The sequence below is a fragment of the Mycolicibacterium mageritense genome (assembly GCF_010727475.1).
Classification (GTDB): Bacteria; Actinomycetota; Actinomycetes; order Mycobacteriales; family Mycobacteriaceae; genus Mycobacterium; species Mycobacterium mageritense.
This window is the reverse complement of the sequence record NZ_AP022567.1, coordinates 2,611,547-2,626,977: the sequence shown is the minus strand read 5'-3', so window position 1 is coordinate 2,626,977 and position 15,431 is coordinate 2,611,547. Positions and strand designations below refer to the sequence as shown.

General features: G+C 66.3%; 14 protein-coding genes. 6 read left to right on the top strand and 8 right to left on the bottom strand.

Annotated elements, in window-relative coordinates:
• Positions 1–159: 159 nt before the first annotated feature.
• The 5 genes from dnaB to rpsF all read right to left on the bottom strand — a co-directional run bounded on the left by dnaB (position 160) and on the right by rpsF (position 3,711).
• Positions 160–1,551: a replicative DNA helicase gene (gene dnaB, locus G6N67_RS12325; protein ID WP_036430611.1), complete on the bottom strand. Its 1,392-nt coding sequence runs from the start codon at positions 1,549–1,551 to the stop codon at positions 160–162.
• Between the two features lie 495 nt (positions 1,552–2,046).
• On the bottom strand, positions 2,047–2,502 hold the full coding sequence (gene rplI, locus G6N67_RS12320; protein ID WP_036430609.1) for a 50S ribosomal protein L9: 456 nt from the start codon (positions 2,500–2,502) through the stop codon (positions 2,047–2,049).
• A gap of 11 nt (positions 2,503–2,513) precedes the next feature.
• Positions 2,514–2,774, bottom strand: a complete 261-nt coding sequence (gene rpsR, locus G6N67_RS12315) for a 30S ribosomal protein S18 (protein ID WP_036430607.1) — start codon at positions 2,772–2,774, stop codon at positions 2,514–2,516.
• 34 nt (positions 2,775–2,808) lie between these two features.
• Entirely contained in the window at positions 2,809–3,312 is a 504-nt protein-coding gene (locus G6N67_RS12310; RefSeq protein ID WP_067850002.1) for a single-stranded DNA-binding protein, read from the bottom strand.
• Positions 3,313–3,420: 108 nt separating this feature from the next.
• On the bottom strand, positions 3,421–3,711 hold the full coding sequence (gene rpsF, locus G6N67_RS12305; RefSeq protein ID WP_036430603.1) for a 30S ribosomal protein S6: 291 nt from the start codon (positions 3,709–3,711) through the stop codon (positions 3,421–3,423).
• 192 nt (positions 3,712–3,903) lie between these two features.
• On the opposite strand from rpsF, the gene G6N67_RS12300 reads away from it, so the two are divergent.
• Positions 3,904–4,581, top strand: coding sequence for a hypothetical protein (locus G6N67_RS12300; RefSeq protein WP_051578583.1), 678 nt, complete (start codon positions 3,904–3,906; stop codon positions 4,579–4,581).
• A gap of 5 nt (positions 4,582–4,586) precedes the next feature.
• Complete coding sequence (locus G6N67_RS12295; RefSeq protein WP_051578582.1) at positions 4,587–5,216, top strand: hypothetical protein; 630 nt, start codon at positions 4,587–4,589, stop codon at positions 5,214–5,216.
• Here G6N67_RS12295 and G6N67_RS12290 read toward each other — a convergent pair.
• The 3 genes from G6N67_RS12290 to G6N67_RS12280 all read right to left on the bottom strand — a co-directional run bounded on the left by G6N67_RS12290 (position 5,204) and on the right by G6N67_RS12280 (position 9,760).
• Entirely contained in the window at positions 5,204–6,874 is a 1,671-nt protein-coding gene (locus G6N67_RS12290) for a glycosyltransferase family 87 protein (RefSeq protein WP_051578581.1), read from the bottom strand. The genes G6N67_RS12295 and G6N67_RS12290 overlap by 13 nt on opposite strands.
• Positions 6,871–9,228, bottom strand: a complete 2,358-nt coding sequence (locus G6N67_RS12285; protein WP_051578580.1) for a transglycosylase domain-containing protein — start codon at positions 9,226–9,228, stop codon at positions 6,871–6,873. Before G6N67_RS12285 ends, G6N67_RS12290 begins: the two co-directional genes overlap by 4 nt.
• A 100-nt stretch (positions 9,229–9,328) precedes the next feature.
• Entirely contained in the window at positions 9,329–9,760 is a 432-nt protein-coding gene (locus G6N67_RS12280; protein WP_036430601.1) for a DUF5318 family protein, read from the bottom strand.
• 70 nt (positions 9,761–9,830) lie between these two features.
• Here G6N67_RS12280 and G6N67_RS12275 point away from each other — a divergent pair, with 70 nt between their 5' ends.
• The 4 genes from G6N67_RS12275 to G6N67_RS12260 all read left to right on the top strand — a co-directional run bounded on the left by G6N67_RS12275 (position 9,831) and on the right by G6N67_RS12260 (position 15,415).
• Positions 9,831–10,688 carry a DUF1707 SHOCT-like domain-containing protein gene (locus tag G6N67_RS12275; protein ID WP_081812458.1) on the top strand — a complete coding sequence of 286 codons (858 nt, stop codon included), beginning with the start codon at positions 9,831–9,833 and terminating at the stop codon, positions 10,686–10,688.
• Between the two features lie 156 nt (positions 10,689–10,844).
• Positions 10,845–11,390 (top strand): PadR family transcriptional regulator, encoded by a 546-nt coding sequence (locus G6N67_RS12270; RefSeq protein ID WP_036430597.1) that lies wholly within the window; start codon positions 10,845–10,847, stop codon positions 11,388–11,390.
• A gap of 47 nt (positions 11,391–11,437) precedes the next feature.
• A complete protein-coding gene (locus G6N67_RS12265; RefSeq protein ID WP_036430595.1) occupies positions 11,438–12,517 on the top strand; it encodes an inositol-3-phosphate synthase in 1,080 nt (359 codons plus the stop codon).
• Positions 12,518–12,652: 135 nt separating this feature from the next.
• Positions 12,653–15,415 (top strand): helix-turn-helix transcriptional regulator, encoded by a 2,763-nt coding sequence (locus tag G6N67_RS12260; protein WP_036430593.1) that lies wholly within the window; start codon positions 12,653–12,655, stop codon positions 15,413–15,415.
• The last annotated feature ends 16 nt before the right edge of the window (positions 15,416–15,431 follow it).

Sequence of the window (15,431 nt, the reverse complement as noted above, 5' to 3'; positions counted from 1 at the left end):
GGCCCGTCCACCACCGGACACACCTCGACCATCTCATCTCACGGGCGGAATCCACCGATCCGTCCCCGGTGTGTCTCACGTTCACTGCACAAGTGCAGTCCTAGTGCAGCCGAACTTGAGAAAGTGCAGTCAAACTTGAGAACCTACAGTCCGCTCACGCTATCGCGCCATATTCGTAAATCGTGACAAATGCAATTGGTGTGCGACCGTAATTGTCGCAGTAGGGCCATTTCTATGTTTGCCGAGAATAATGTCCGCTTCGCCGCCGCGCGGGTCTTCTCGGTCAAATGCATCGGGCCGATGTAAAAGCATTACCATATCCGCATCTTGTTCAAGTGATCCGGATTCGCGCAGGTCAGAGACTTGCGGGCGCTTATCTGTGCGTTGTTCAGGTCCACGGTTAAGCTGGCTAATTGCCACCACGGGGACGTCCAATTCTTTTGCCATCAATTTGAGGCTACGCGAAAAGTCCGACACTTCTTGCTGACGAGATTCATACTTCTTTCCAGAACTCATCAGCTGCATGTAGTCGACCACGACGAGGCGCAGATCCGCCTTTTGGGCCAGCCGCCGCCCTTTGGCTCGGATCTCCATCATGGTCAGGTTCGGCGAATCATCGATGTACAGCGGGGCCTCGCTGATCTCGCTCATCCGGCGGGCGAGCTTGGTCCAGTCGTCGTCGCTCATCCGACCCGAACGCATGTCGCCCAGCTTGATCTTCGCCTCGGCCGAGAGCAGCCGCATGACGATCTCGGACTTGCTCATTTCCAGCGAGAAGATGACGCTGGCCATTCGGTGCTTGATGGAGCAGGACCGCATAAAGTCAAGCCCCAGAGTCGATTTCCCCACACCGGGGCGCGCCGCGATGATGATCATCTGGCCGGCGTGCAGGCCGTTGGTGATCTCGTCGAGCTCGGTGAAACCGGTCGGCACACCACGCGAGATGCCCCCCTGCGACGCGATCGCATCGATCTCGTCCATGGTGGGCTGCAGCAGATCCTCGAGCGGCACGAAGTCCTCTGAGGCGCGGCGTTCGGTGACGTCGTAGATCTCGGCCTGCGCGCGGTCAACGACGTCGCTCACGTCGGCGCCGTCGGCCCCGGCGTAGCCGTACTGCACGACGCGGGTGCCGGCCTCCACGAGCCTGCGCAGCAGTGCCTTCTCGGCCACGATGCCCGCGTAGAAACCCGCGTTGGCCGCCGTGGGCACCGTCGAGATCAGGGTGTGCAGGTAGGGCGCGCCGCCGATGCGGCGCAGCAGACCGCGCCGGTCGAGTTCTGCCGCGACGGTAACGGCGTCGGCGGGTTCACCGCGGCCGTAGAGATCCAGGATCGCGTCGTAGATGTTCTGGTGCGCGGGGCGGTAGAAGTCGCCGGGCCGCAGCCGCTCCAGCACGTCGGCGATGGCGTCCTTGGAGAGCAGCATGCCGCCCAGCACGGACTGCTCGGCAGCCATGTCCTGCGGGGGTTGCCTGCCGAAGTCCTCGCTCGGCGGCGGGCCGTCCATATCGGGCGATCCATCCGGATGCCCCAGGTCGTCCACGACAGCCACGGACTCCCCACCCCCTTTCGAGACATGCCTGCGACATAGCTCGAACGTCTATTCGAAACGGCACTGCAACTGTAAAACAAGGTTCCGACAGATCGTTGGAACGCCTCGCGGCAGCTTACGGTAGACGTTGCTGGCGGCCCCCGAAAGCCGGGCTGTTGATGAACCTGTGGATGGCATGGGGATATCTGTGTGCAGTGATGTTGACGCGTTGGGGAGAACCTGTGGATTACTACGAAGTCAGTTTCCATACCCCCAGCTCAGCGCACTGACCGGTGGTTGAAAAACTGTGGATGGGAAGTTTCTCGGCGTGTCGTGCCGGGTTGCCACCTCGGGCGTGTTGTGTTGCCCGCAAGGGCCGCCTAGGTTAACGCCCGGTTAGATTCGCTGTCCAGCTTTTCGCTCAATATGTTCGCCAGCCAGATACAGCAACGCCCGGGTGGGAGCCTGGCAGGGCTCCCGACCCGGGCGGGTAATGCTGGTGTCAGCGCGTGACGATCACTCCGCGACGACGTTGAGCGAGACCTTGGCCTCCACCCCGGCGTGCAGCCGGATGGTGACCTCGTGGCTGCCGACGGACTTGATGTGCGCCTTGGGCAACTGCACCGTGCGCTTGTCCAGGTTCGGCCCACCGGCCTTCTTGATCACCGAGACGACGTCGGCCGCGGTGACCGAACCGAAGAGCTTGCCGGTGTCGGCTGCGGCGTGCACCGGCAGCGAAACCTCGCCCAGGTTCTCGAGCGCGGTCTTGAGCTCGTTGGCGTGCTCGACACCGCGGATCTCCTTGGTCTCGCGCGCCCGACGGATCTCGTCGGCCTGGCGCTCGGCGCCACGGGAGGCCACGATGGCCAGCCCGCGCGGCAGCAGGTAGTTGCGGCCGTAGCCGTCCTTGACCTCGACGGTGTCGCCGGCGATGCCGAGGTGATCGACTTCAGCAGTGAGAATCAGCTTCATTGATCTATCCCCTACCGCGTCGACGAGCCGAACGGCAGCAGAGCCACCTCGCGGGCGTTCTTGACGGCGACAGCAACGTCGCGCTGGTGCTGGACGCAGTTGCCGGTCACCCGGCGGGCACGGATCTTGCCGCGCTCGCTGATGTAGGTGCGCAGCAGCGCGGTGTCCTTGTAGTCGATGATCTGCCCCTTGCCCTTCTTGGAGCAGAACACGCACTTACGGGTCTTGACCGGCTTTTCCGGTGCCGGCCGTCGCTTTGTGGACTTGGCCATTGGTTATCTCTTCCTTGCAAAATTTCGTTGTTGATCAGAAGGGCGGCTCGTCGTCGGCCCCGCTGAACGAGCCCGACGCGGGAGCGCTGCCCCACGGGTCGTCCTTGGGCTCGGACTGGCGGGATCCACCGCCGCCGCCCCCACCGAAGCCACCGCCGCCGCCACCGCCACTACGGCTGGCCTTGTTGACCTTGGCCGTCGCGTAGCGCAGGGACGGACCGATCTCGTCGACCTCGACCTCGACAACAGTGCGCTTCTCACCCTCGCGGGTTTCGAAGGACCGCTGCTTGAGCCGCCCGGTGACGATCACCCGCGAACCCCGGGTGAGGCTCTCCGCCACGTTCTCGGCGGCCTCCCGCCAGATGTTGCAACGCAGGAACAGTGCCTCGCCGTCCTTCCACTCACCGCTCTGGCGGTCGTAGATGCGCGGCGTCGACGCAACGGTGAAGTTGGCGACGGCCGCTCCGGACGGGGTGAAGCGCAGTTCCGGGTCGGCGGTCAGGTTTCCGACAACTGTGATGGTGGTGTCACCAGCCACGAGATCCTCCTGGAACGGTGTTGGCGCTCATCGCGCAAGCGCTCATGGGGACAAGCCTGTTGCGCGCGAGCCTACGCAACGCGCACGACAGACGGCAGCGCTTATCGCCTAGTGCTTGTCGGTCCGCATCACCTTGGTCCGCAGCACCGACTCATTCAGGTTGAGCTGACGGTCGAGCTCGGACACGGTGGCGGGCTCCGCCTTCACATCGACGACGGCGTAGATACCCTCGGCGTGTTTGGCGATCTCGTAAGCCAGCCGGCGACGGCCCCAGATGTCGACCTTGTCGACAGTCCCGCCATCCTTGCGGACGACGTTCAGGAACGTCTCCAGGGACGGAGCTACGGTGCGCTCGTCAAGTGTGGGGTCGAGAATGACCATGATTTCGTATGGACGCATTAGAACCTCATCACCTCCTATGGTCGTTGCGGCCACGGCGTGTTCCGTGGCAGGAGGGTCGCCTGCGTCGGCAACCGGCCCAGGCTACCCGAACCTGACCCGAGCTGCGAAATCCGTCTGAAAAGTTCTGCGCGCACCACGGCCGCCGGATCGATAGGCTGAGCTCCTTGATCCTGTCGTCGAGGGGGATGCGTGAACTATCCGTACGGGCCCTACGGGCAAGGGTTTCCGGGGCAGCAGCCTGGCAACCCCCAGCAACCCGGCTATGCCCAGCAACCCGGCTACCCGCAACAGCCGGGCTATCCACCCCCCGGCGGCTACTCCCAACCGGGATATCCGCAGCAGGGCGGTTACCCCGGCGGCGGATACCAGCCGCTGCCGCCCGGAGGTCCGAGCGGCGCAACCGGGATCATCGCGGCCGTCCTTGCGGCCCTCGGCGGTTTGGCGGGCATCGGCGGCGGCCTGCTCGCGATCATCGGTCTGGCCGCGATTAACAGCGAGTCGAGCATCTCGTCCGAAGTGTCGGGCGGGGTGTACGCCATGCTGGTCATCGGGATCGGCATCGGATTCATCTTCGGGCTGGTGCTCCTCACCGGCGCGGTGCTGCTGTTTCAGCGCAAGATGATCGGCCGGTGGCTCGTCGTCGGAGGCTGTGCGCTGGCCATCGTGAGCAGCCTGCTCAGCTTCGGCGTGAGCGCGGCCATGACAGCCGGCTACGGAACCTACGGCGGTGGCGGCGTATTCACGTTCCTCGGCCTTATCTTCCCCATCACGACGCTCGTGCTGGCCATGATGCCGTCGACCACCGCGTGGATCCTTGCCAAGCCGAATCCGACCGCACCCCAATATAATTCGCCGTTCCACGGCTGAGCGTTGTGAACCATCCGTACAGCCAGGGGTTCGGTGCCCAGCCCGGCTTCCCGCAGCAGCCGGCCGGCCATCCTCCGGTTCTGACGTCGCAACTCGGTCATCCCGCGCCACCGCCTACGCAACCGGCGACCCCGGAACCGCCGTCCAATGGCGCCATCGCGAAGACCGCCGCGACCCTCTCAGCGCTGTGGGGTGTGGTGGTTCTCGGTTTCATGTTGTTCGGGATGATCGACACGCTCTTGAACCGGAGGTACGACCTCGATTTCGGCTTCGTGATCTTCGTGCTGGTCTTCTGCGCTTACGGACTGCTGCTGCTGGGCGGGGCGATCATGTTGTTCAAGCGCAAGCGGGCCGGCCGATGGCTGGTGATGATCGGTTCCATACTGGCCATCGTGATCGCCACAGTCGGCGTTGCCGCGACCTACACCGACGCGACCCGCGATGGCCACCCCATCCCCTTCGTGGCCTGGATCCTTGTTCTCATGTCGACGCTTGCGACGGTCGTGCTGACGGCACTGCCCGCGACGGGCCGGTGGATCCGATCCAAGCCGAGCCCGATTGCGCCCCAGGAGAATCCGCCGCAGTTCGGGTATCCGCCGCAGTATCCGGGGTATCCACACAACTACGGGGCTTGAGCCCCGGCCTGCGACATCTGCGGCTCGGCAGGCTCGACCCGCACCCGGCCCGCATCCGGCCGCAGCCAGTCCGGCAACCGGCGCGGCGGGTCATCGGGTGCGTTGTCGAACACCCCGCCGGTCGGGTCGTCGATGCCACGCATGCGGACCAGGTCGAGCTCGGGGCGGTAGATCTGGCGAATCACCAGCGCGCACAACGCCATGACCGCGATGTCACGCAGCAGCACCGTGGTGGTGAACCACTGCTCGGGCAGTCCGCGGTTCTGCTCGCCATAGAGGTAGAGCATGCGCGGCACCCACACCAGCGCGTCGATCGTCATCCACGCCAACAGGATTCGACGGTGCGGCAAGGCCAGCACGGCCAGCGGCACGAGCCACAGCGAGAACTGCGGGCTCCACACCTTGTTGGTCAGCAGGAACGCCGCCACGACCAGAAACGCGAGCTGCGCGAACCGGGGCCTGCGGGCCGCCGTCAACGCGATGTACCCGATCGCGATGCAGCACGCCGCGAACAGCAGAGCCGTCACGGTGTTGAGCACGGTCGGTGGCTCCCAGAACCCGAGATCGGGATCGAATCCGCGCCACCCGGTGAACGACTTCACGACGTTGTACAGCGAATCCATGTCGTCACCGCGACGGGTGTTGAGCCGGAAGAACTCTGACCAGCCGCGCGGGAACAGCACCATGATCGGCAGGTTCACCACGAACCAGGTCAGCACCGCGGCGACGGCGGTCTGGCCCACCTCGCGCATGCGTCCGGTGCGCAGCGCCAACAGCACCAACGGCACCAGCAACAGCAGTGGATACAGTTTCACGGCCACCCCGACACCGATCAGTGCGCCCGCCACCACCGGTTTTCGGCGCGCCCAGGCCAGCATCGCGCCCGCCGCGGTCGCGGTCGCCAGGGCGTCGAAGTTGGTGAAGATCTGGAAGATCACGATCGGTGAACCGGCCACCAGCGCGGCGTCCCACACGCGCCGGCCGGCCAGGCGCGACGTCGCCCACACCGTCGCCAGCCAGGCCAGCGCCAGGCCGAACGCGGCGATGTTGAAGAACATCACCACCTCGGCCACGATCGGGACCGACACCAGCTTGGTGAGCGCGGTGTACGTCTTGGCGAGCGACATCGACACGTACTGGTAGATGCCGGTCAGTACCGGATATTCCATGTAGCGGATCGCGGGACTGCCGTCGTACTGCACACGCGGCTTACCGGCCCCGTCGTTCTCGACCCAGCTGGATTTGTACGGAAACTTGCCCTGGTTCAACAACTCCGCGGTGTAGAGCGGGACCGTGTCGGAATAGCAGAGCTCGTAGTACGCGCGGTTGTTCTGCCAGTTGGCGACGCGCTGACCGGCTGTCCCGGTTCCGGTGGTCTGCAGGCACGCGGCCTTGGTCGTATAGCCGAGGGCCAAGAACACCACCGCGATCACGAGCATCACCCGCAGTGGCGTCATGAACCGCGACCGGCCGATCAGCGCGTGCCGCCCGACGGGGCCGCCGATCGGTTGGGACAGCGCCGAACCCAACGCGTCGTTGCGGCTGGGCAGATCGCGATCGTCGGCCGAGCGACGATCGTCCGCGAGCGGAGCCGGCGAGACCTGCCGGACCGGCGGAGCGGTCTCCGTCGGCGACTCAGGCGTTACCCGTTCGGTCACGGAGGCGGCGGCGGTCCCCCCGGCACCACCGGCACGGCAGGTTCAGCCGGCGGCGGTGGGCCGATGGGTACGGTCGTCGGCGGTCCGATCGGGATCGTGATACCCGGCGCCACCTCGATGGTCGGCTGGATCACCGTCTCGGACGGCGGTGTGATCGGAGCGGTCTGGCCCGGCTGCGTCGGCGGCCCGACGGGCACGGCCGGGGCCTGCGGCACACCGGCATAGCCACCGATCTCGGTCGGCTTGGGGAACGTCTCGTTGTCGGTGCCCTCGAGGGCGCCGTCCATCGTCGCCTTCCAGATGTCGGAGGGCAGACCGGAACCGTAGATCGGTGAACCCCACTGGTTCACCAGGGGTTTGACGCCTTCGGTGGTGCCCACCCACACCGCGGTCGACAGCGACGGGGTGTAACCGACCATCCAGGCGTCGCGGTTGTCACCGGTGTCGCCCAGCTGGTTGGTGCCGGTCTTGGCCGCCGAGGGCCGGCCGCCTGCCAGGTTGTGCCCGCGCGACCACCCGGCGATCGGCTGCATGGCCGACGTGACGTTGTCGGCCACGGCCTTGTCGATCCGCTGTTCGCCGTTGTCCTGCTTGGACGCGTCGAACAGCACCTGGCCCGACGAGTTGACGACCTTCTGCACGAAGTGCGGCTTGTGGTACACACCCGACGCGGCCAGGGTCGCGTACGCCGACGCCATGTCCAGCACGCGCGACTGGTACTGGCCGAGCACGATGCCGTTGTTCGGCGGCCCGCCCTTGCCGTCTTCTGAGAGGGTGTGCTCGACGCCGGGGAAGCTCTCGGCGACACCGGCGTCGTGCGCGGCCTTGGCGACGTCTTCGGGCCCGTTCTGCAGCTTGAGCATCAACCGGTAGTAGCTCGTGTTGAGCGAGCGCTTGAGCGCCTCCGCGATCGAGCAGGTGCCGCAGCCTTCGCCCTCGACGTTGCTGATCTTGATGCCGTTGACGGTCACGGGTGAACTGTCGATCTGATAGCCGAGACCAATGCCCTGCTGCAGCGCCGCGACGAGCGCGAACACCTTGAACGACGATCCGGTCGGCAGGCCCGCCTGCGCGAAGTCGAATCCGTTGGCGTCGGATCCGCCGTAGTAGGCCTTGATCGCGCCGTCGTGCGGGTCGATCGACACCACCGCCGACCGCATGTCCGGATCCTGCCCGTCGAGATACTTCGACACGGCCTTCTCCGCGGCCTGCTGGGCCTGCGGGTCGATGGTCGTGGTGATCTGCAGACCCTCGGTGTTCAGCGCCTGCTCGCTGATGTCGAACAGGTCGAGCAGTTCCTTGATCACCTGGCGTTCGATCAACCCGTTGGGGCCCGTGGTCTGGTTCTCCTGGCTGGCCTGATCGGGCGACACGGTCGGCGGGAACACCTGCGAGGCCCGGTCACTCGCCGACAGCGCGCCGATGTCGACCATGCCGTCGAGCACCCAGTTCCAGCGCTCGGCGGCGCCGTCCGGGTCGACCGCGGGGTCGAGCGTCGACGGCCGCTGGATCAACGCCGCGAGCAGTGCGCCCTCGGCAACGTTGAGCTGCTCGACCGGCTTGCCGAAGTAGGCCTTCGACGCCGCCGCGACGCCGTAGGCGCCCCGGCCGAAATAGATGATGTTCAGGTAGGCCTGCATGACGTCGTCTTTGGACCACTCACTGGCCATTTTGGTCGAGATGACGAGCTCCTTGGCCTTGCGGATCAGACCGCCGACGCCCGAGCGTTCGTCGCCCACCAGGGCGTTCTTGACGTACTGCTGCGTGATGGTCGAGCCACCCTGCAGGTCACCGCCGAACAGGTTGTTCTTGATGGCCCGGAGGAAACCGGTGAACGAGAACCCGGGATTGGTATAGAAGTCGCGGTCCTCGGCCGCCATCACCGCATCGCGGACATGCTCCGGGATCTGGTCGATCTTGACGTCGACCCGGTTGCCCTCAGGTGGGACGATCCGCGCCAGCTCGCTGCCGTCACTGGCCAGGATCGTCGAGACCTGTGCCGTGCGGATGTCTCCGGGCTGCGGCACGTCGACGATCATGTACGCCATCCCGAACGTCACGAGCGGCAACAGCACCATGGCCACTACGGCGGCCACGGCGCCCCGGCGGACCCACTTCCAGTTGATCCGGAACTGGCGCGACGGCTTCGGACCAGGAGGCCCGGACGGCCCTGACGGTCCACCCCCACCGGGCGGCGGCCCTGGCGGCCGCGGTGGCGGAGGCGTGCCGTCCAGGGCGGCCTTCACGACGTCCAGCGGCGGCCGGTGCTCGTCGCGCACCGGCGGCAGCACCGTGGTCAACCGATCGTCCGGCGGCACGCCGGGGCGGGACCGCTGCTGCGGCGGTGGTGGCACCGGTGGCTTGGCCTGCGGTTGCGGGGGTCGGGGATTGCGCGCACCTAAGCGGCCAGCCGCGTCACGGACGTCGTTGGCTGACCGGTCTTGGCGCCCTTCGCTATTCACTGGCCGTACGCGCGGACTTGCGCGTGGTCGGGGCCCGCTTCGGCCTGCGCGCCTCCGGAGAGCGGGGCGCGCCGAGCACGTACGACTTCACCAGGTGATTCCAACTGCAGGTCCGGCATACCTCCACCACATGTACTGCGAATTCTTCGTAGCGGGTCGCCAACAAGACCAGCTCTTCTGCTGTGCGCGCCGAACCCGAAACCGGGCCCAGATGCTCGCCGAATACCCATGACACCAGCGTGAGCTGCTCTTTCCGGCAGATCGGGCACATCACCGAACTCGGCTTGCCATGGAATTTGGCGGCGCGCAGCAGGTACGGATTGGCATCGCAGACCTCCGAGACGCCGGTGCGCCCCGAATAGACCTCTGCCAGCAGGGACCGTCGCCGAAGCGCGTAGTCCACCACCTGTCTCTGCAATCGCACGTTGACCAGAGTACGTCGGCGCCTCAGCCGCGGAGGCGCGACCGCACCCCGACCTCATACGATCTTGTCCGTGGCGAACCGGCAGACTTCCACGACCCGCGCCAAGGACAGCGATCGCGCTGACACCTGCAAGATCCTCGACAGCGCGCTCGGCGAGGGCCAGCTGTCCATGGAGGAGCACCGGCAACGGGTCAGCGCCGCCACCAACGCCACCACTCTGGGCGAGCTCGCGCGATTGGTCGATGACCTGCAGAACTCAAATGCCCCTGTGCAATTGCCCACACTCAAGAGCCCGCGGCTGTCCCGCGGCCCGGGTTGGGGTCTGCGGCTGGCGACGGCCGCGGTGCTCGTGGTGCTCGGCATCGCGATCGGCTGGGGGCTCTACGGCAACACCCCGTCGCCGCTGAACTTCCAGAGCGATCCCGGCGCGAAATCCGACGGGATCGCACCCGAGGTGCTGACGCCGCCCCGGCAGCTGCAGTCGCTGGGCGGGTTCACCGGGCTGTTCGAGCAAATGCGCAAGAAGTTCGGCAACACGCTCGGCTACGAGTTGGACATCCGCGAGGACTGGGCGTCGCTGTACCGGCCCGACCCGCAGGACAACCGCCGCAAGGTCGACTACGACTACCGCGGCGGCTGGGGTGACATCGACGGATCTCCGAGCACCGTGGACAGCGACGACAAGTTGGTCGACCTGGCCAAGTTCGACTACGAGAAGACGCTCGGGATCATGCGTGGCGCCCCGGAGACCGTCGGCATGAAGCGCGCCGACGTCACCGACACCTGGCTGCGCATCACGGCATCGGAGGATCCGTCGACCGCGGAGACGGTGAACATCGAGATCATCGTCAACAGCGACTTCGGCCTCGGCCGCATCGAGCTGTACCCCGACGGCACCACCAAGGCGATCTGGCCCGTCAACCCGTGACGCGGGAGCGCCCCGCCCCACATCACTGCCAGTAGAGCAGACAAATGAAGCACTTTGGCAACTCCAGTTGGCACGCAATATATCGGCGCGATACAGTTGGTCGAGGTGTTGATCCGTCGTAGCGATCAGCACATGTCCTGTCGAGGGGGTGTTTCGGTGCTGGAGCTCGCCATCTTGGGTCTTCTGCTCGAATCGCCAATGCACGGCTATGAGCTGCGCAAACGTTTGACAGGGTTGCTTGGCGCGTTCCGGGCTTTCTCGTACGGTTCGCTCTACCCGGCGCTGCGCCGCATGCAGGCCGACGGGTTGATCGTCGAGGACGCCGCACCGCTGGGATCGACCAAAGTGCGCCGCGCACGTCGCGTCTACCAGCTCACGGATGCCGGCAAGCAGCGGTTCGCCGAACTGGTGGCCGACACCGGCCCGCAGAACTACTCCGACGACGGGTTCGGTGTACACCTCGCCTTCTTCAACCGCACCCCGGCCGAGGCCCGGATGCGGATCCTGGAGGGGCGTCGTCGTCAGGTAGAGGAACGACGGGAAGGTCTGCGTGAAGCCGTGGCGCGGGCCAGCAGCTCGTTCGACCGCTACACCCGCCAGCTTCACCAGCTGGGGCTGGAGTCCAGCGAGCGCGAAGTGAACTGGCTCAACGAGTTGATCGCGGCTGAACGCCTGGGCCAAGGCCGGCCAGAGACCAAATAGGCGCAGCCCAAAGCCCAGCAGTACCGAATTGAGTAAGGAGACCGTCCATGTCTGAGCACGCAGGAGAGATCCGGGTCGCCATTGTCGGCGTCGGTAACTGCGCGTCGTCCCTGGTACAGGGCGTGCAGTACTACCAGAACGCCGACGAGAACACCACCGTGCCCGGCCTGATGCACGTGAAGTTCGGCCCGTACCACGTCCGCGACGTGAAGTTCGTGGCCGCGTTCGACGTGGACGCCAAGAAGGTCGGCTTCGACCTGTCCGAGGCCATCTTCGCCTCCGAGAACAACACCATCAAGATCGCCGACGTGCCGCCGAGCGACGTCATCGTGCAGCGCGGCCCGACCCTCGACGGCATCGGCAAGTACTACGCCGACACCATCGAGGTGTCCGACACCGATCCGGTCGACGTCGTCAAGGCGCTCAAGGATGCCAAGGTCGACGTGCTGGTGTCCTACCTGCCGGTGGGCTCCGAAGAGGCCGACAAGTTCTACGCGCAGTGCGCGATCGACGCGGGCGTCGCGTTCGTCAACGCGCTGCCCGTCTTCATCGCCTCGGATCCCGTGTGGGCCAAGAAGTTCGCCGATGCCGGCGTGCCGATCGTCGGTGACGACATCAAGAGCCAGGTCGGCGCGACCATCACCCACCGCGTGATGGCCAAGCTGTTCGAGGACCGCGGCGTGCAGCTCGACCGCACCATGCAGCTCAACGTGGGCGGCAACATGGACTTCCTCAACATGCTCGAGCGTGAGCGCCTGGAGTCGAAGAAGATCTCCAAGACCCAGGCCGTGACCAGCAACCTGCAGCGCGAGTTCAAGACCAAGGACGTGCACATCGGCCCGTCCGACCACGTCGGCTGGCTCGACGACCGCAAGTGGGCCTACGTGCGCCTGGAAGGCCGCGCCTTCGGTGACGTGCCGCTGAACCTTGAGTACAAGCTCGAGGTGTGGGATTCCCCCAACTCGGCAGGCGTCATCATCGACGCGGTGCGCGCCGCCAAGATCGCCAAGGACCGTGGCGTCGGTGGCCCGGTCGAGGCTGCCTCGGCCTACCTCATGAAGAGCCCGCCGAAGCAGCTGCCGGACGACGTCGCCCGCGCGCAGCTGGAGAGCTTCATCGAGGGCTGAATATCTCGTTGATTCTGCGCCTAGGGCGTGTGCTGCTCGCACATCTACGCTCTAGGCGCAGAGTCGTAGTTGGTCAAGTGGGGATGGCCACTGCAAGATGGACGCGGTGGTGCCCATGTCGAGCCAGGTCGAAGGATGAGTCTGCACGGTCGCGACAGCGAATGCGAGACACTTCGGAACCTGATATCCACGGTCCGCTCGTCGAACTCGCGCGTGCTCGTGCTGCGCGGCGAAGCCGGGGTGGGCAAAACCGTTCTCCTGCAATACGTCTCAGGCCACGCAGCGGGATTTCGGTGCGTCCAGGTCGCGGGCGTCGAGTCCGACATGGAACTCGCGTTCGCCGGCCTGCAACAGTTGTGTGCACCGCTGCTGACGCACCTCGACGAGCTGCCGCAACCTCAGCGCGAGGCGCTGAACGTCGCGTTCGGACGGGCCGGCGGTCCGGCCCCGGACCGATTCCTGGTCGGGCTGGCCGTGCTGAGCCTGATGGCCGCCGCCGCTGACGACAAGCCCCTGCTGTGCATCGTCGACGACGCGCAATGGCTCGACCAGGTGTCGATTCAGACCCTTGCCTTCGTCGCCCGGCGCCTGCTGGCCGAACCGGTCGCGTTGATCTTCGCCGCCCGTCCCAGCGCAGCCGGGGACTTGGCAGGCCTACCGGAAATGGCGATCGGAGGACTGTCCTACCGCGACGCCCGCGATCTCCTGGACTCGGTGTTGCTTGGCGCCATCGACCCGCGGGTGCGCGATCGCGTCATCGCGGAGACGCGCGGCATACCGCTGGCGATCCTCGAGGTGCCCCGCAGCGTCCCCGCGACCGAACTTGCCGGTGGATACTGGATTTCCGGCAAGCAGACGTCCACGGCGACGATCGAGGAAGAGTTTCTCCGTCGCATCAGATCGCTACCCGGGCCGACCCAGCGACTGCTGCTGCTCGCGGCGGCCGAACCGGTCGGCGACACGGCCCTGTTTCTCCGTGCCGCAGCCGAGTTGAGCATTCCTGTCGACGCGATCGCACCGGCCGAGGCGGCGGGGCTGATCGAGTTCGGTCCTCGCCTTCGCTTCGGCCACCCCTTGATGCGCTCGGCCGCGTACCGCGCCGCCGAACTCAGTGACCGCCGCACGGTCCATCGCGCACTGGCCGCGGTGGCCGACGCCGAATCGGATCCCGACCGTCGCGCCTGGCACGCCGCGAACGCCGCCGGGGGGCCGGACGAAACCGTGGCGTCGATGCTCGAGGCCTCGGCAGGCCGGGCGCAGAGCAGGGGCGGGGTTGCGGCGGCGGCGTCCTTCTTGGAGCGCGCAACCATCCTCACGGCGGACCCCGCGCTCCGCGGTGCCAGAGCGATCGCCGCCGCCCAGGCAAAACGCGACGCGGCGGCACCCGAGGCCGCCTACGACCTTCTCGCGATGGCCGAACTGGCTCCCCTGTCCCCTCTACAGCGCGCGCACATCGTGCGCATGCGGGCACAGATGGAGTTCGCTCGCAGCCGAAGCGGCGTGGCAGGTGCCGTCACGTCGGCCGAAGCAGCTGCGTTGTTGCTCGGCGCCGCCGAGGGACTCGAAGGTCTCGATGACGAGTTGGCCCGGGAAACCCACCTGGAGGCGCTCACTGCCGCGATGTACGCAGGCCGGCTCGGCAAGCCCGGCCAGTTGGCAGCGGTCGCGGAAGCAGGACGGGCCGCAGTCGGTCGAGTGACAGAACTTCGCCGCCCCGTCGACTATCTGTTGAGTGGCCTGACAAGTCGGATCCTCGACGGACCCGGTGCCGGATCCGAGCAGCTGCGCGCCGCGCTGGAACTGTGGAACGCCCCGACCGAGCAGACCACCGGGCAAGACCGGCACTGGCCGTTTCCGATCGCTCAGGAATCCGCCGCACATGAACTGTGGGACGACGCGGTGTTACAGCGGATCGCCACGGACACCGTCCGGCGCGCACGCGAGGCCGGCGCACTCGCCACACTCCCCCCGGCGCTGGCCTACCGGGCCGGCGTCCACGTGTACAAGGGCGAATTCAGCTCGGCAGCAGGGCTTCTCGAAGAGAGCGCAGCGATCGCCGCGGCGACGGGTCATGCGCCGCGGAAATACCACACGCTGAACCTGGCAGCATGGCAGGGCGCTCACGGCGAGGCCGCCGATCTGATCGCATCCGCCGCGGCCGACGGGGCCGCGGCCGGCGAAGGCCGACTCGTGGGTCTGACCAAATTCCTGACGGCTCTCATGTTCAACGGCCTCGGCCGCTACCAGGAAGCCCTCGCCGCGGCGCGCGAGTGCTGTGAATACGAGGATCTGGGGTTCTACAGCTGGTGCCTTTTCGAACTGATCGAGGCCGCGGCCCATGTACGCGACCGGAAGACGGCCACCTCGGCCCTGCTGCTTTTCGAGCAACGCGCAGGCGCCAGCGGGACCGACTGGGGACTGGGTCTGCTGGCGGCCGCCCGAGCCTTGCTGGCCACCGACGAGGACGCCGAAGCGTTGTTCGTCGAGGCGATCGAGCGGCTTGAGCGCGCGCAGATCGCTCTTCACGGTGCGCGGGCTCGGTTGTCGTACGGCGAATGGCTCCGCCGGGTGCACCGCAAACTCGACGCCCGCAGGGAGCTCAACGGCGCCTACGAGACGTTCATCAGAACGGGAGCGCAGGGCTTCGCCGAACGGGCGCGACGTGAGCTCGTCGCCTCCGGGGAGAAGACCCGCAAGCAGCCGATCGGTGCCGGCACCGAACTCACGGCGCAGGAAGCCCAGATCGCCAAACTGGCCGGAGAAGGCCTGACCAATCAGGAGATCGGTGCTCAGCTGTTCATCAGCACACACACCGTCGAATGGCATCTGCGCAAGGTGTTCGTCAAGCTCGACATCACGTCGCGACGGCAACTGCGCACGATTTCCTGGTCGGACTGACACTCGCGTTTTGTAG

Coding starts and splice junctions, on each gene's coding strand:
- G6N67_RS12265 (WP_036430595.1), top strand. CDS start 11,438: ATGTCTGAGCACGCAGGAGAGATCCGGGTCGCCATTGTCGGCGTCGGT.
- rplI (WP_036430609.1), bottom strand. CDS start 2,502: ATGAAGCTGATTCTCACTGCTGAAGTCGATCACCTCGGCATCGCCGGC.
- rpsR (WP_036430607.1), bottom strand. CDS start 2,774: ATGGCCAAGTCCACAAAGCGACGGCCGGCACCGGAAAAGCCGGTCAAG.
- rpsF (WP_036430603.1), bottom strand. CDS start 3,711: ATGCGTCCATACGAAATCATGGTCATTCTCGACCCCACACTTGACGAG.
- G6N67_RS12260 (WP_036430593.1), top strand. CDS start 12,653: ATGAGTCTGCACGGTCGCGACAGCGAATGCGAGACACTTCGGAACCTG.